Here is a 15,777-nt window from a genome sequence, read left to right on the forward strand (position 1 = left end):
AAGGCTGTCTGTTACGAGACAGCCTTTTTTTGTGGCAAACCTGGCGATGCTTACAACGTAATTTTTCCTATGGAGTTTAAAGAAACTGTTTTCTCCCCATGAACCGAAAGCAGAAATAAGTTATAGTTTCCAGGCTTTAATTTTCTTTTGTAAAAGGTTGAAGTAAACTCGGTGCCAACAGATTTCCGGAATGTTGTATAAAAACCCTTCACCGACCGGACATAATTATTGAATGCAAGACAGAAATATTTGGGCTGATTATCAACAGCATCCGTCGCGACAATGTACAACTCATCCGCTTGCGGACTAGCTTGATTTGTTTTAGCATTACTAATGACAAAGCGGTCGGGCAAATCTGCTATTGTTGCGTCAATGCTCGCTTTACTTTTTTCCCAGTCTATGTTGCGGACAATTTCCCTTAACCTGCCCTGGTCTGATAAGAGGAAGTGTTGCTGAGCGAAGTCGAGGTTATTTTCAATGCTAACGTCTTCAAAAACAACAGGATAGTAAATCGTTTTGCTCCAATCATAGTTAAGCTCGTTCGCGCTGATTTCTCTGTTATAGTGCGTTATTTTGTCATAATAAACGTAATAGGAGCTGATGCAGAATATCAATGCTGCGGCCGCAACACCCATTTTTAGTAAGGATCCTGCTTTGCTCAATGTCCAGTAACTGTCATAAAACGCAACGGAAAAAATGCCGAAGAATGCTGAATAGATCTTGTAACGATCCATTCTGTATCCATCAAAATCGGGCATTTTACCTCGTGCAAAAACAATCAGAAACCCGACAAAAAGGAGCGTGAGAATGCCGGTAATGCTAAACCATTGCATGGTAGTAACGTCGGATAGAGTTTTGGTAAAAAATTTCGTCAAAACGATCGTTAATGGAAACAGAAATATAAACCCTAGCACAACACTAGGCACCATGCTGCTGGTGTAATTGGTATCAGCCAGTTGACCTACAAATGAAAGTAGCAGCACGGATTTAACCGCGACATGGTTGACAATATGATCTAGCATTGAGCCCGAATGTATTTTAATCGTCAGCAAATGCAAGGCAGTAACAAACAACAGAAAAGTGGCCTGTGTCATTTTGTGGAGCTTGGGGATGCTGGAACAAGCCGTAATGGCTATGACAATAAAGATGGTGGACAGGCCATTTGCACTCGTAAAAAGTGCAAGCGTCGCCAGCAGGCTGCTCCAAAACACATTCTTCCTATGCAATGCCAGATAGAAACTCCACATCGAAAAGAACAAACAAGGCGCATGTTGCAGGCTACAAGTGGCCCAGGAAATCGTGTCTTCGTAATGTTGCACCTGAAATAGCAGACAGACAATTGCAAAAAAGCCGAGCAGCGATATTTGTTTGTTCAAAAAGAATTTGAATATCAAGAACAGCGTCCCAAGCAGGCTTAGATCACCTAAAATAATCAGGATTTTTATGTTCACCTGACCGGTAACCAAAAAAACAGCCAGCGTCAAAAGCTTCGCCAGCACAATCCTGTGTTCAAAGTTTTGTTCAAAAAACAGCATCAACTTATCCGAAAGGCTGTCGGATTGAATATAATTGGTCAGGAAAAGGACGATGGACTGAAAGTCGTCGTAGTAAGGAAAGTTGTAAGCGTAGTAATAAACGGTTGTCCAGAATGCGGCTATAATGACGAAAACCAGTAACCAAACCAGTTTGACAAACAAATGATGAGATGTGATTGAGGGCATAATTTAGCAGTTTCATGAGAGAGCGTGTGTGTGCTCTTGCTGCTAAATAAATCATTATAATGTGCCGAGTATTATCCGTTTACCGGCCGGAGAATCTGAGTTATTCGCCGGTTCTACATGCAAAAGCCCCGATCGTTTTGGAACGACCGGGGCTTTGCAAATGCCTGTTAGCATTTTTATTCGTAGCTCAAACCATATTGCTTCAAAACATCTGCCGGAACACCTTCCCAGACATTAGGCGTGTTACCCATATAACCCAGATCAGCAATGCCGATTTTAGATGTATAGTAACCCGATGCTGTCAGGTTGCGCATCAGATTAAAAAATGCAACGCCCTGGCTATGAATTGGTTTTGCTTTTTCCGGATAAGCAATGTCGTCGACAATCTGCAACTGCTGCGCTTTTGTCAATAATGCAAATCCTTTTGTAAATCTTTTGTTGGATTCCAATTCCAGCCATTTAAGGCCGCCGCGCAAAGGAACCTGGTTCTGAGGCATATCCTTGGCAATGAACTCGATAAAATCAGGAACGCCCGCTTGTGAGGCACTGCCTGATTTGTCATCAGCTGGAATAATAATGTCCACCAACACCTTAATAGTCGCCAGTTCCGCCACGGTAAGGAATTTTTCCTTCATCAACTTCGCGTCCCTGATCGCTTCTTCCTTAGTCCGTCCACCCGGAATCTTGATCGGGGTTTCGGGTGGCATCTGCGTTTCCAGCTCTCTTTGTTCGGCCATCGCAACCTGCGGGTTGAGTGCAGTTAAGCCTAATGAGCTGAGCGTTAATGCTTTTAATGTATCTCTACGTTTCATAGTTATGATTTGAAACTGTGTTCAAATATTAGATATTTTTCTGTTTAACCTGATCCACAATATACTCCGATGCTCTCATAGACAGCGCGAGAATGGTCCAGGTTGGGTTTTTATCCGCTTGGGATACGAAGGAACCGCCATCGACCACAAACACGTTTTTCGCGTCGTGTGCTTGTGAGAACTTGTTCAGGGCAGAAGTTTTAGGATCATTACCCATTCTCACTGTTCCTACTTCGTGAATAATACGACCAGGAGCAGCAATGCCGTAATTCGTGTCGGCGCCAGGCTTGGTTCCGCTCGCAACACCACCCAATGAATGAATCATCTCTTCGAAAGTATCATGCATGTGTTTCGCTTGCTTGATCTCGTAGTCCGTCCATTTGTAATGGAAACGAAGTACAGGGATACCAAACTTATCCACCACATTTGGGTCAATCTCGCAGTAGTTATCGAAATTCGGAACAGCTTCCCCACGACCAGCCATGCCTACATATGCTCCGTAGAAACGACGGTAATCCTCTTTCAATGATGAACCATATCCACCGGCCGGCTTGGTAACCCCTGCTGCTGTCGGATATTTTCCGTTCATATTTTCAATTCCGGCACCAAATCCGTAGCTCGGCATGCCCATTCCGCCGCCGTATTCAATGTGGTAACCTCTTGGGAAATCCAGTTTTTTGTTGTCCAGCCACCAGGGCGTGTACACGTGCATTCCGCCTACGCCGTCTTCGTTGTAACGCTTTCTGTCCATCAAATGGGGCAGGAATGCGCCGCGTGAAGCACCCGTTGAATCGTGCAGATATCTTCCGACAACCCCGCTTGAATTGGCAAGTCCGTTAGGGTGTCTGTCTGATTTTGAGTTCAAAAGCAACCTGGCCGATTCTCCTGCGCTGGCAGCAAGAACCACAACTTTGGCCTTAATGGTATGCTCCGTAAGTTTTTGACTATCAACATAGGAAACTCCCGTTGCAAGCCCTGTAACCGGATCAGTGAGCACTTCGCGTGCCATTGCATTGTTGATCAATGTTACATTACCCGTTTTTACAGCAGGAATACAAAGGACAGACGATGAGGAAAAATCCGCATATGCCTGGCAGGCGCGTGAGCATTGGCTGCAATAAAAGCAAACGCCGCGCTGGTCATTTATGGGTTTTGTTAAGATTGAAAGTCTGGAAGGAATAACCGGAATGTTCGCTTTTTTTCCAGCTTGTTTGATGAAAAGCTCGTGCAAACGTGGCTTTGGGGGAGGAAGGAAAATCCCGTCCGGCTCATTGTCCATGTTTTCAACTGTTCCGAAAACCCCGATCAGCTTATCGACCTTATCATAATATGGTTTTACATCGTCATAACCGATCGGCCAGTCGTCGCCAAGTCCGTCGATGCTTTTTCTTTTAAAATCTTTTGGTCCGAAACGCAGGGAAATGCGGCCCCAGTGGTTAGTCCGGCCACCCAGCATTCTCGATCTGAACCAGTCGAACTGCGTTCCGTTTTTCCTTGTGTAGGGTTCGCCATCAATTTCCCAGCCTCCCCAGGCAGCATCAAAGTCTCCAAACGGACGGTGATTGGAAGCACCGCGGCGTGGTGACTCGTATGGCCATTTCAGCTGTGTAATATATTTAGGATCAGCAGGATCAAAATATCCACCCGCCTCCAAAAGCGCCACTTTGGCTCCCTGTTGGGCAAGTTGAAGTGCTGCCATTCCACCTCCCGCTCCTGAGCCAATGATACAGACGTCAAAAACAGCAGGTTGTTCTTTGATTTGAAACATAGTAAAAAGGGTAGTTTAGAAATGCTATTTAATCAATAAATATAAACACGGATTAAATACCAGTGTTCTGCTATCTCAATTTTCGGGGTTATTTAAAAACAATCTAAATGAGATACACCAACGTTTGCTCTTAACAATGAGCGCCGTACTTTTGCATTTTTAAAAACAGCACCCATTTTGGCCATTACCGGAATTGATATTAACGTTGCAAAAGAATTTCTCATAAAAGGGGAATTGGTGGCTATTCCTACGGAAACGGTTTATGGGTTGGCCGGTAATGCATTGAATGATAGTGCGGTGCTATCCATTTTTGAAGTCAAGAACCGACCCGCATTTGATCCGCTGATCATTCACACCGATTCTCTTGAAAAGGTGCAGCGTTACGTTTCTGATTTTCCGGAAAAGGCGTTATTGCTTGCAAAGCATTTCTGGCCGGGCCCGCTGACATTATTGCTGCCGAAAAAGCAGACTATTCCTGATCTGGTGACTTCCGGGCTGGATTCTGTGGCTGTAAGGATTCCGAACCATCCGCTGCTGCTTGGCCTGTTACAAACGATTCCTTTCCCACTGGCTGCGCCAAGCGCGAATCCTTTTGGCTACATTAGCCCGACGAATGCTGCTCACGTGAATGCGCAATTGGGAGAAAAAATACCTTATATACTGGACGGCGGGGAAAGTGAAGTCGGCATCGAATCAACCATTGTTGGTTTTGAAAATGATCAGCCTATTGTTTATCGCTTAGGAGGTTTGGCAGTTGAGGAGATTGAGGCGATTGTTGGAAAGGTTAGACTGATGCCGCATTCTTCCTCAAACCCGAAAGCCCCGGGAATGTTAAAAAGCCACTATGCGCCACGAAAACCGCTTTATCTTGATCGGAGAGAAACGTTCCCGGAGATAGAAGAGAAATTAACAGGCTATTTGCTTTTCAACCAATATCTGGAAAACATTGATCCGGAATATCAGCGCATTTTGAGTAAAAATGGCGATATGAAAGAAGCGGCGCACAATTTGTTTGCCTATCTAAGAGAGCTGGATATATTGCCCATTCAGCAAATCAGGGCTGAATTTGTTCCTATGACCGGCCTGGGCCTCGCAATAAATGATCGCTTGCAACGAGCTGCCGCCAAAGAATAAGTCAACATTTCATTTAAAAAAATGCTGGTGGAAGTTCATCAGGAAAACCTCGTCTGTCGCCCGCGTGATGGCGGTATAAAGCCAGCGGATAAATTCAACATTAATCTGTTCCTCAGGCAAATAGCCCTGATCGATGAACACAGAACTCCACTGCCCGCCCTGCGCTTTGTGGCAGGTTAGGGCATAGGCAAATTTCACTTGCAATGCATTCAGGAATGGGTCTTTGCGCAATGCTTCCATTCTTTCCTTTTTGGATGTGATATAAAAATAATCCTTCTGGACACTTTCGTATAGCTTTTTGTTGTCTTCCGAGGATAGGGAAGGAGAGGAGGAATGCAGCGTGTCTAGGAAAATCTTGGCGTCGAATTCGGGTTGTTTTTCATAGTCCGTCATGCGTAACGTTACATCCGCAAAACGGAAACCGTGCATTTCCTGTGTTTTCCGGATTTTCAATAACTCAACAAAATCACCATTTGCAATGAAGCCAGCGGGCGATTCCTCGTCCAGAATGTTGTAATTGTTGCGGACCACCATTAGCCGATCTCCGGCGTCGAGTTCTTCTTCCGAAAAATTGATGGTGCGCCGGATGTATTCATTATATTGAACGGCAGACTTATTGGAACGGGTTAGAATAATGGAGTTTTCCTGCCCGTATTTATCATAAGCATAGCGCAGTCCTTCTTCCAATTTTTCACCTGTCATCCTGAAAACATCGCGGTAGGAACGTGTTGTGATCTGAATTTCGGGCTTTTCAGCGACCAGTTGGTTCCTTAATAATGTTGCATTGAACAATATGCCGGATTGCTCGTCCTGCCGCATGACCTCCTTTAACTCTTCCTGAAATACAGACATGTAGAATGTCTTTTCGAGATATTCACCATCCAGAGCAGGACTTAATTCCTTGCCAACCGGCGGGAGCTGCGCCACATCGCCCACGAGCATGAGCTTGTTGCCCGGATTTTCAAAAACAAACTCAATCAGATCAGCCAGAAGGCTTTTAGTGCCAAAATCCGCGTCGTCGGTGATCATGGAAGCTTCATCGACGATGAACAGCGTATTATCATGGTAATTCTTCTGCCGCTGGAATGTCAGGTTGCCCGAAAATGAGTCGGCCGTTTGCTTATATATCTTCTTATGGATCGTTAATGCAACTTTTTCAGAATAACCGGACATCACTTTTGCAGCGCGGCCCGTGGGGGCAAGCAAGATGGATTTGTACCCAAAATTCTTCAACACTTTAATTAATGTGCTGATAATGGTCGTCTTTCCCGTTCCTGCATAGCCTTTCAGCAAAAAACAGTCGGGGTAACGTTCCAGGCCTTTTTCTTCGACCAGAAAATCATTGGTTTGCTCGAAAAACCGGAGCTGGCCTTCGGTGGGTTTGAAAGGAAAACGCTTGCGTAAAAGTTGGGAAGGTAAAATCTTATCTGTTTCCATAATGCCGAAACTAACGCAACGATTGCTTAAATCAAAGTGCGTAACAGTTACAAAAATATACTTAGAATTTATTGGATTTTAATGTTGTAAATGCATATATTAGATTCCCAATTTTATCTTTTACACTCCAAAACCCCAAACATCTATGCTAGTACAACATGTAATGGGCAACAAGCCTGTCAATGCGCTTTGGTCGGTAACGCAAGACAACACGGTGTTTGAGGCTCTGGAACTCATGGCCGCGAAAAACATTGGTGCAGTTTTGGTTCTTGAAGATAATGAATTGATCGGTATCTTTTCCGAAAGAGACTATGCCAGAAAAGTCATTTTGCAGGGAAAGAGCTCGCGGGACACGCGCATCCGGGAGGTTATGACCAGCAAAGTAATTACGGTCGAAACGGACCAGAAAATTGAGGAATGTATGCAGATCATGTCTGACAAACATATCCGACATCTGCCTGTTAATCAGGATGGAAAGCTGATTGGGATCATATCCATCAACGACATCGTTTCGGCGATCATTCACGAGCAAAAAGAGCATATCAGCTCGCTGGAAAGCTACATTTCAGGAAGTCCTTATTCCTGATCCTTATATTATCTCTTGTCAATTATCTCAGGTTGGTTATCTTTGCCGCTCCAAAAAATGAGCGGTGGTGCAGACTTTGAACGATGAAGTAAAGAATTTGTACGGGGGTAATGTGCGTGTCCGTGTGAGCGGCATATACATTGTTCAGGATCATATTCTTTTGGTAAACCATTCATTGTATGGCAAAAACCAGTCGTTCTGGAGTCCGCCGGGCGGAGGCATACGCTTTGGCGAAACTGCTGAGGCTGCTTTAAAAAGGGAGATTCAGGAAGAAACCGGACTGGATGCGGTAATTGGAGACTTTCTTTTTGTAAACGAATTTGTGCACCCTCCGCTTCATGCCATTGAGCTGTTCTTTATGATTGAATCGGTACAGGGCAATATCGGCAAGGGTGCTGATCCTGAGCTTTCGTCGGACAACCAAATCATTGAGGATGTGAAGCTGATGCGCATGGAAGACGTTCAGGCCCTTCCGGTGGAAACCTGTCACAGTATTTTCACCCGGGTACGATCTTTGGAGGAGATATCGGGGCTTGGTAAATTCTTGTCCGAATCTGCTATCCCGGCCCCAAAGCATAAATAATTTTTTAACCTTACCCCTTTATTGTGGCAAATTCTGAAAACCAGGTCATTGAAATTATTCCTACTTTACTGGTAGGCGATAATTCATTTGACGCTTCGAGTATTCCTTTGTGCACATTATGCATTGAAGTGGATGAAAGACGCATCCGGTTTTGCATTGTCCGCGATGAAAACATGGAGTGTATCTGGCTGGAAGATTACAGCTTTGAGACCGTTTTGAACCCGAATGAGATTTTTGAAAGGCTCAAAAAGGTTTTTACCGGACATTTGCTCTGGTCATCGCACAGCTGGAAAAACGTAAGGATTTCAATTAATTCGCACGCATTCAGTCTGATCCCCAATTTGATTTTCGAGGAAGATTCTGCACCCGATTACCTGGCATTTGCTTTGGGTAATCCGGTTCCAAAGGACGAAAAAGTGCTTTATCACGATTTGCCGCTTGTTCACGCGCAGAATGTATTCAGCGTTCCGCAAATCTGGTACGACTGGATGATCAACCATTTCGGCAATTCCCAGATTACATTTTATCACCTGACCAGTCCGCTTATAATCGGCGCGCTGGTAAGCCACCTGGAACACCAGCAGTTAAGGATGGTTTCCATATATTTTGAAAAAGATTATTTCACGCTGGTCATCACAGAAAGCCAGCAGCTGATCCTTTGCAACCGCTTTCGCTTCTCGAAAACCCAGGAGCTGGCCTACATTATTTTGTTTACATTAAATCAGCTGAATTTCCTGCCCGAAGAAATGAAAGTCATTTGTTATGGGGAAATCGACCCATCTGCTGATGCTTACACCGAGCTTTCGAGATTTTTTCCCAATTTGCAGATCGGCAACGGGCCTACAACGCTAAAATATAACAGGCAATGTGCTGATGTTCCCGGACATCGATATTTTGGGCTGTTCAACACCTACCTCGTATCATCTTAATTTGTAAATACTGCTCTTATGAAGCGTACCGCCCTATTTCCGGGATCATTTGATCCATTTACAAAAGGACATGAAGACATTGTCGTACGCGGATTACGCCTTTTTGATGAAGTGGTCATTGGCATCGGGAACAACGCAACGAAGAAGCGCTATTTCCCATTAGATGTTATGAAGGAAATGATCGAAAAGACATTCTCCGATCAAAAAAACGTGAAAGTGGTTACTTATGATGACCTTACTGCGCACACAGCGCGGGAGCTTGGAGCCACTTTTTTGCTGAGAGGTTTGCGTAACACGACCGATTTTGAGTACGAAAACGGTATTTCGCAAGTTAACCGATATCTCTACGAAGAAATTGAAACCGTTTTCCTGATTACATCGCCTATGCTGGCGCCGATCAGTTCAAGCATTATCCGTGATCTGCACCGCTATGGGCAGCGGGTGGACGATTTTCTTCCCTATTCTCTTTCGGAATTGAATAAACTCAACCACGAGGGCTGAGTTTATTGAAAGTAAAGTCTTGCAATATTATTGTGCTTTGGTGTCGTGGATCTTGTTGAGGCTTTCAATCACGTAACGAATTGAGCTGTAAGAATTTATTAGGATCGATTTCGACTCTGACTGTGAAAACCAATCCAGTTTTTCGATCTGTTCTTCTGCCTGGGGCTGCATGTTCGAATCATCAATGCAGTCAAAAAGATACCATTTGGTCCGCTTTAAAATGCGGTTGTTGTTGAGGCTGTAAGTATGCCAGGTTGTGCAGATTTTGTCCCTGACCGACGCTTTTACACCTGTTTCTTCTTCAATTTCCCTGATTGCGGCAGTTCTGGAATTTTCGCCTTTGTCAAGCTTGCCTTTTGGCAGGTCCCACTTTTTGCGGCGGTACATAAAAAGCCACTTCCCGTCTTTTACAACGACGCCGCCGGCGGCTTTAATCACCTTGTAAATTCCCTTAATTTTCTCTTCTACTTCGGATTTTTCACGCGTGGCCATTGTAACGGACAGCATTTCTTTGGGCAATGCTTTTTCCAAAAGCTCAATTATCTGAATAGCGGAGGTGGCAGTTGTGTTCAAAAACAACACATGGCCGGTTAACATCTTTTTTTGCAGCTTCTCAAGTCTCAGGTCTACAATATGATCGAATGCGGAAGTTTCCGTTGCAGAAAGCTGATTGGTCCGTACAATTCGCAAAGGACGGTCGTCAAAAAAAATGATCATTTTTCAAATGGTACGTGAATCGATGCCAAAATTAAGTAAAGAGTTTAGTTTAGACAGTGATTATTATTGATAAATTTGTGATTGTATCAAATATACAGTTCTTGGAACTCCTGATAATTCTACTTCTTGTGCTGCTCAATGGTGTCTTTTCCATGTCTGAGATCGCACTTGTTTCATCCCGCAAATCCCGTCTTGAAGCTGCTGCAAAAAATGGTGATTCCAGCGCAAAAGCCGCACTTCATCTCGCAAACTCACCCACACGTTTTTTGTCCACCGTCCAAATTGGCATAACCCTGATCGGTCTGCTGACAGGTATGTACAGCGGCGACAACATTACCAGTGATTTTGAAAAATACATTGCCACAATTCCTTTTTTGATGCCTTATGCGCATTCGCTGGCCGTTGGAACGGTGCTGGTTTTTATCACATATCTTTCGTTAGTGCTCGGCGAGCTCGTCCCGAAAAGAATTGGAATGGCCAACCCGGAAGCGATTTCAAAGTTCATGGCCACGCCTATGAATCTGCTTTCAAAAGCGACAGCGCCATTTATCGCGCTGCTTGGAATTTCAAGCGATCTCATTATTAAGGTTTTAAATATCAAGCAAAGCGAAAATTCAGTCACAGAAGAAGAGATCAAAAGTTTGATTCAGGAAGGAACGTCGGGTGGTGTTTTTGAAGAAATCGAGCAGGAAATTGTGCATAATGTCTTCCAATTAGGCGACCGGAAAGTGACTTCACTCATGACCAACCGCCAGGAAATCGTCTGGCTGGATCTGGAAGATTCTGTTGAGGAAAATAAAGCCAAGATTTTTGACGCACGACATTCTATTTACCCCGTTTGCCGCGGAGCTGTGGACGATGTTGTGGGTTTGGTTTACGTGAAGGACCTTATTGCAACCGACATAGAAGCGCAGCTTGCCAATATGAACGCTGTTGTGAAAGACCCGGTTTACCTGCCCGAAAGCAACCGTGCTTACCAGGCTTTGGCCAAATTCAAGGAGCAGCGCGTGTATTTCGGCATTATTGTGGACGAGTACGGCGGCCTTTTGGGCGTATTAACCATGCACGACATCATGGACGCGCTGGTAGGTGATATTTCTGAGGACATCGAAGAAGCTTCGGAAGTGATCAAGCGGGACGACGGCAGTTTTCTGATCGATGCGCAGTTGCCGTTTGACGATTTTATACAATATTTCAATCTCAATATCCAAGATGCTGAACGCCGCGAATTCGTTGGTTTTAACACATTGGGCGGTTTTGTGCTGTATATTCTGGAAAACATTCCGAGCACGGGCGACAAATTCAAATGGAAGCACTTCGAGTTTGAAGTGATCGATATGGACCGGAGCCGGATCGATAAGTTATTAGTAATTAATCACAGTAAAAACGAAGAATCCGAAGACTAGTAATGCTAAACCAACAGGATATTAACAAGAGAATTGCTGAATTGCTTTTGGAAGCAAAGGCAATAAAATTAAGTCCCGATAAGCCGTTTCAATGGAGTTCAGGCTGGCTGTCTCCGATTTACTGCGATAACCGCGTAGCATTGTCTTACCCGGATACGCGGACTTTTATCAAAAAGACCTTAGCAGCATTGATCAAAAAAGAATATCCTGATGTACAGGCGGTTGTTGGAGTGGCAACAGGTGGAATCGCGCAAGGCGCGCTGGTAGCAGATCTTTTGGAATTACCTTTTGCATATGTGCGTCCCGAGCCTAAAAAGCATGGAATGGGCAATCAGATCGAAGGCAGATTGGAAAAAGGGCAGTCGGTGATTATCATTGAAGACCTCATCTCAACCGGTGGAAGTTCTTTGAAAGTAGTTGACGTCTTGCGAGCAGCGGACATTGAAGTGGCTGGAATGGTTGCGATTTTCACTTACGGATTCGCAGTTGCCGAAAATAATTTCAAAGAGAAAAACGTCAAGCTGAGTACAATCAGCAATTACAACGCATTGATTGAAACTGCATTGGAGCATAATTACATTGACAGCTCCCAATTGCAAAGTCTGAGCGCATGGCGTCTGGCTCCCGAAAGTTGGGGAAAATAGGACAGGCAGCATTTGGCCATTAATTTCAAATTACAAATTTTGAATGCCAATGACCAAATGCTGGCTGGTTTTTAATTCCTGTGATTTTCTAATTTCTCATAAAGCCCTCCAAAAGCCTCTTCCTTAATGCCCTCCGATTTTAAGAATTCGTGCGGGAAACCGAGCTCGATTTTGCTTACTTCATTCAGTCGGTCGATCATTTCCTGAGGCAGCTTGAACGACAAGCAGCCCAGTGAATCCGCGAGTTGCTTTTCCTTAGAGGCACCAATGATCGGAATCATCACCTGATCGCGATGGCGGGCCCAGTTAATAGCAACCTGCACAGGTGTAACCCCAAGTTCACTGGCGACATCTACCACAGTTTGTGCTATAATGCTACTATGTTCGCTTCTGCGGCTGCTTGTATCGGGAACTCTACCAGATTCTCCGCGCAAATATTTTCCGGTAAGCGCACCGCCACCGATCGTTCCCCAGGGAGTAACCGCAAGTCCCAGCGCCTTTGCCATGGGAAGCAAGTCGCGCTCCGGCGTGCGCTGGATTAATGAATATTCAAATTGTATCGCAGCAAATGCATTCCAGCCTCTGAAATCAGCGATTGTATTGGCTTGTGAAACCACCCAGGCTGGCGTATCGGATATGCCTACATAATGTACCAACCCCCTGGTAACCAGGTCGTCCAGTCCGCGCATGAGCTCTTCAACTGGCGTTGTGTTGTCCCACATATGCACCCACAGGAGGTCAATGTATTCCGTATTAAGGCGTTTTAAACTTGCCCTAACCGAGCGCATCATGTTTTTACGGTGATTACCAGCGAAATTAAGGTCATCATTCCGGTCCTTTAATGTGAATTTGGTTGCTAAAACCCAGTGATCCCGGTCGCTTTCGATAAATTCACCCACATATTTTTCAGAAGAACCTTCTGTGTAGCGGTTGGCCGTATCAATGAAATTTCCGCCAGCGCCTGCAAAACTTTCGAATATTTTATAGCTCTCATGCTTATCTGCTCCCCATCCCCACTCAGTTCCGAAGGTCATTGTGCCCAGACAAACTTCCGAAACACGTAAACCTGACCGGCCCAATAATTGATATTGCATAGTATATAATTAAGTTTTGAATGAAAGATATAACACTGGATGCTTGCCGAACTTTGTTAAATCTTTGTGCCGCAAAGTTAGATCCTTACCGACCAAATGTATTTATATTGTAGCAAATTTTGAATCTTTTTTACCTTAATCAATGATAGATGTTGCATATCCCTACTTCGATACAAATCTGAGCTGGCTGTCCAATAATTACAGATTATTACTGGAAGCAAACGATGAGACTGTACCGGTGAGGGAACGTTTACGTTTTCTTGGCATTTACGCTTATCAAACCAAAGAATTTTTCAGGGCGCGTGTTCCCAGCCTGATGGCGATGGGGGAGGTGAGCAATGATATCCGTACCAAACTATATCTTTTTCCCGAGTCATTGCTGGGCCACGTTTATGAAACGGTTGAAAATCAGCTGAGGGAATTTAATGAGATACTGACCACAGGAATCCTTCCCGCACTTCTTGACCAGGGCGTGCATTTATATTACCAGGAAACATTTGCAAATGAGCATCTCAGTTTTTTAAGGAAATTTTTTATTGATAAACTTTTCCGGCATTTACAGCCTGTTTTTCTGGATAGCCGAAGGAGCTCGAAAATGCCTTTTTTCGAATCCAAGCAGTTGTATCTGGTCGTCAGATTACAGCATAGGGACGATACGGAGGAGGATTGGTATGCCATTGTCAATATTCCGTCCGAGCCTTTCGGACGTTTTATTGAACTGCCTGAATTGGATGGAAAGCGCCAGGTGACGTTTTTGGAAGACATTATCCGTGAAAACCTGCCGCTGCTTTTCCCCGGTTATGATGTACTCGAAAGTTATGCATTGCGGGTAGAAAAAGACACCGAACTGGCAATTGAAGACGAATATCCGATGCAACTGGCGCAGCGTATTTTGAAACAGCTTGAAAAGCGGAATTTCGTCCAGCCTGCACAGTATTTTTATGAGGCCGGGATGCCGCTGTATATGCGTGAATATCTGGTCAGCAAGGCAGGGATTCCCATGAACGAGTTTCACGAAAGGGGGCATTATATCTTCATGCAGGACCTGATGACCTTTCCGCAACTATCCCGCCGCCTCGATTACCCGCACCAAAGGCCAGTTCAGAACCCGGATTTTGATGACACAACTTCCGTTTTTGAATCGATACAAAAGGCAGATCAGCTTTTACATTTGCCCTATAATTCCTATGAGCCTATTGTCCGGTTCTTTAATGAGGCAGCCGTTGACCCGCATGTGCGCGAAATCCATGTTTCGCTTTACAAAATAAGCCCTAATTCATTTATTCTCAATTCACTGATAAGCGCTTCGCGCAATGGTAAGCGCGTAACGACATATGTGGAGCTCAATACGAAACTGGACATTCAGGAAAATCTGCACTGGTCAAAAAAAATGCGGGATGCCGGGGTGAAGATCATTTTGAGTGTTCCGGGTTTGAAAGTGCATGCCAAAATTGCCTTGATCAAACGCAAAGTGCAGAAAGGCTGGGAGCGTTATGCATTCCTGGGAACAGGCGGCTTTTACAGGCTTACCAGCCGGGAAATCGTTGACCATGCATTACTAACAAGCCATCGGGAGCTGACCAATGAACTGGAATTGCTTTTCGGATATTTGTCCACGCAGGACGAACCTAAAAAGTATAAATATCTACCTTTCAATAATCTATTTGTAACACAATTTACGCTCCAAAAAAGGCTCCTTGATCTGATCGACCGGGAAATCGCTAACTGTAATGCGGGTTTGAAATCCTTTGTGACAATCAAAATTAACCAGTTGCAGGACCACATTCTGATTGACAAAATTTATCAGGCGGGGCAGGCGGGCGTTCCGGTGCATGTTATCATTAGTGAAAGTTGCGGACTTATACCGGGGCTGCCTTCTATCAGCGATAACATTGTTGTGAGCCGCTATGTAGACCGCTATGTCGAGAACACACGTATCTTTCATTTTGGCAATCGTGGCAATGATGAAATGTATCTGTCGTCCTGTGACTGGACGCATCGAAATTTACACCGGCGCATTGATGTTTGCTTTCCTATTTTGGATGAAGCGCTTAAAAACCAGATGCGGCTGGTGCTGCGGAATTATGTGAGTGACAATCAGAAATCCGTCAGGTTGGATGTTTATCAGAACAATCTCAGGATCACCGATGACTCACGCGGGAAGGTTCGCGCGCAGGAAGCAAACTATCGTCTGGTAGAAAAAATCGAGAAGGCAGGACCCACGAAAAGAGCAGAATAAAACAATTTCGGGCGTTTAAAAAAATTTTTTTACGCTTAAATTTTATAATCTGCCGTTAGATTTAATTAGCGCTGTTTGCGGAAAAAAATAATTGAAACGAGGAATTTTTTTGAAGAAACGGGTGGAAATCCCCTTGAGCCATAAGGACTATATGTTTATATTTGAAAGCATATCATTCTGACTCCATCATAAATCAACGATATAGT

The 15,777-nt window shown here is 44.4% G+C and carries 14 protein-coding genes; 8 read left to right on the forward strand and 6 right to left on the reverse strand.

What is annotated here, in order from left to right; translation table 11 throughout:
• Positions 1–50 precede the first annotated feature (50 nt).
• The 3 genes from NFI81_RS01690 to NFI81_RS01700 form a co-directional block, all read right to left on the reverse strand.
• Positions 51–1,721, reverse strand: a complete 1,671-nt coding sequence (locus NFI81_RS01690; protein WP_234614610.1) for a hypothetical protein — start codon at positions 1,719–1,721, stop codon at positions 51–53.
• Positions 1,722–1,897: 176 nt separating this feature from the next.
• Positions 1,898–2,533, reverse strand: a complete 636-nt coding sequence (locus NFI81_RS01695) for a gluconate 2-dehydrogenase subunit 3 family protein (protein WP_234614609.1) — start codon at positions 2,531–2,533, stop codon at positions 1,898–1,900.
• 28 nt (positions 2,534–2,561) lie between these two features.
• Positions 2,562–4,301, reverse strand: coding sequence for a GMC oxidoreductase (locus NFI81_RS01700; RefSeq protein ID WP_234614608.1), 1,740 nt, complete (start codon positions 4,299–4,301; stop codon positions 2,562–2,564).
• Between the two features lie 177 nt (positions 4,302–4,478).
• On the opposite strand from NFI81_RS01700, the gene NFI81_RS01705 reads away from it, so the two are divergent.
• Entirely contained in the window at positions 4,479–5,435 is a 957-nt protein-coding gene (locus tag NFI81_RS01705) for an L-threonylcarbamoyladenylate synthase (protein ID WP_234614607.1), read from the forward strand.
• 9 nt (positions 5,436–5,444) lie between these two features.
• Here the strand turns inward: NFI81_RS01705 and NFI81_RS01710 are convergent, their stop codons facing one another.
• On the reverse strand, positions 5,445–6,872 hold the full coding sequence (locus NFI81_RS01710) for an ATP-dependent DNA helicase (RefSeq protein ID WP_234614606.1): 1,428 nt from the start codon (positions 6,870–6,872) through the stop codon (positions 5,445–5,447).
• Positions 6,873–7,017: 145 nt separating this feature from the next.
• On the opposite strand from NFI81_RS01710, the gene NFI81_RS01715 reads away from it, so the two are divergent.
• The 4 genes from NFI81_RS01715 (at position 7,018) to coaD (ending at position 9,471) form a co-directional block, all read left to right on the forward strand.
• Positions 7,018–7,458 (forward strand): CBS domain-containing protein, encoded by a 441-nt coding sequence (locus tag NFI81_RS01715; protein ID WP_234614605.1) that lies wholly within the window; start codon positions 7,018–7,020, stop codon positions 7,456–7,458.
• Positions 7,459–7,525: 67 nt separating this feature from the next.
• Positions 7,526–8,041 (forward strand): NUDIX domain-containing protein, encoded by a 516-nt coding sequence (locus NFI81_RS01720; RefSeq protein ID WP_234614604.1) that lies wholly within the window; start codon positions 7,526–7,528, stop codon positions 8,039–8,041.
• A 23-nt stretch (positions 8,042–8,064) separates the two neighbouring features.
• The gene (locus NFI81_RS01725; protein ID WP_234614603.1) at positions 8,065–8,970 is read left to right on the forward strand and encodes a DUF3822 family protein; all 906 of its coding nucleotides are present in this window, start codon (positions 8,065–8,067) and stop codon (positions 8,968–8,970) included.
• Between the two features lie 18 nt (positions 8,971–8,988).
• On the forward strand, positions 8,989–9,471 hold the full coding sequence (gene coaD / locus NFI81_RS01730) for a pantetheine-phosphate adenylyltransferase (protein WP_234614602.1): 483 nt from the start codon (positions 8,989–8,991) through the stop codon (positions 9,469–9,471).
• Between the two features lie 27 nt (positions 9,472–9,498).
• On the opposite strand, the gene NFI81_RS01735 is transcribed toward coaD, so the two are convergent.
• Entirely contained in the window at positions 9,499–10,188 is a 690-nt protein-coding gene (locus NFI81_RS01735) for an NUDIX hydrolase (RefSeq protein WP_234614601.1), read from the reverse strand.
• A 101-nt stretch (positions 10,189–10,289) separates the two neighbouring features.
• Here NFI81_RS01735 and NFI81_RS01740 point away from each other — a divergent pair, with 101 nt between their 5' ends.
• Entirely contained in the window at positions 10,290–11,594 is a 1,305-nt protein-coding gene (locus NFI81_RS01740; RefSeq protein ID WP_255717421.1) for a hemolysin family protein, read from the forward strand.
• A gap of 2 nt (positions 11,595–11,596) precedes the next feature.
• Positions 11,597–12,238 carry an orotate phosphoribosyltransferase gene (gene pyrE / locus NFI81_RS01745; RefSeq protein WP_234614600.1) on the forward strand — a complete coding sequence of 214 codons (642 nt, stop codon included), beginning with the start codon at positions 11,597–11,599 and terminating at the stop codon, positions 12,236–12,238.
• A 71-nt stretch (positions 12,239–12,309) separates the two neighbouring features.
• Here the strand turns inward: pyrE and NFI81_RS01750 are convergent, their stop codons facing one another.
• Positions 12,310–13,332: an aldo/keto reductase gene (locus NFI81_RS01750; RefSeq protein WP_234614599.1), complete on the reverse strand. Its 1,023-nt coding sequence runs from the start codon at positions 13,330–13,332 to the stop codon at positions 12,310–12,312.
• 142 nt (positions 13,333–13,474) lie between these two features.
• Here NFI81_RS01750 and ppk1 point away from each other — a divergent pair, with 142 nt between their 5' ends.
• On the forward strand, positions 13,475–15,571 hold the full coding sequence (ppk1, locus tag NFI81_RS01755; protein ID WP_234614598.1) for a polyphosphate kinase 1: 2,097 nt from the start codon (positions 13,475–13,477) through the stop codon (positions 15,569–15,571).
• Positions 15,572–15,777: the final 206 nt, after the last annotated feature.

The sequence above is a fragment of the Dyadobacter fanqingshengii genome (assembly GCF_023822005.2).
Taxonomy (GTDB): domain Bacteria; phylum Bacteroidota; class Bacteroidia; order Cytophagales; family Spirosomataceae; genus Dyadobacter; species Dyadobacter fanqingshengii.

Excerpts from the sequence above, each read along its gene's own strand:
- NFI81_RS01690 (WP_234614610.1), bottom strand. The coding sequence starts at position 1,721 with ATGCCCTCAATCACATCTCATCATTTGTTTGTCAAACTGGTTTGGTTA.
- NFI81_RS01695 (WP_234614609.1), bottom strand. The coding sequence starts at position 2,533 with ATGAAACGTAGAGATACATTAAAAGCATTAACGCTCAGCTCATTAGGC.
- NFI81_RS01700 (WP_234614608.1), bottom strand. The coding sequence starts at position 4,301 with ATGTTTCAAATCAAAGAACAACCTGCTGTTTTTGACGTCTGTATCATT.
- NFI81_RS01710 (WP_234614606.1), bottom strand. The coding sequence starts at position 6,872 with ATGGAAACAGATAAGATTTTACCTTCCCAACTTTTACGCAAGCGTTTT.
- NFI81_RS01715 (WP_234614605.1), top strand. The coding sequence starts at position 7,018 with ATGCTAGTACAACATGTAATGGGCAACAAGCCTGTCAATGCGCTTTGG.
- coaD (WP_234614602.1), top strand. The coding sequence starts at position 8,989 with ATGAAGCGTACCGCCCTATTTCCGGGATCATTTGATCCATTTACAAAA.
- NFI81_RS01735 (WP_234614601.1), bottom strand. The coding sequence starts at position 10,188 with ATGATCATTTTTTTTGACGACCGTCCTTTGCGAATTGTACGGACCAAT.
- pyrE (WP_234614600.1), top strand. The coding sequence starts at position 11,597 with ATGCTAAACCAACAGGATATTAACAAGAGAATTGCTGAATTGCTTTTG.
- NFI81_RS01750 (WP_234614599.1), bottom strand. The coding sequence starts at position 13,332 with ATGCAATATCAATTATTGGGCCGGTCAGGTTTACGTGTTTCGGAAGTT.
- ppk1 (WP_234614598.1), top strand. The coding sequence starts at position 13,475 with ATGATAGATGTTGCATATCCCTACTTCGATACAAATCTGAGCTGGCTG.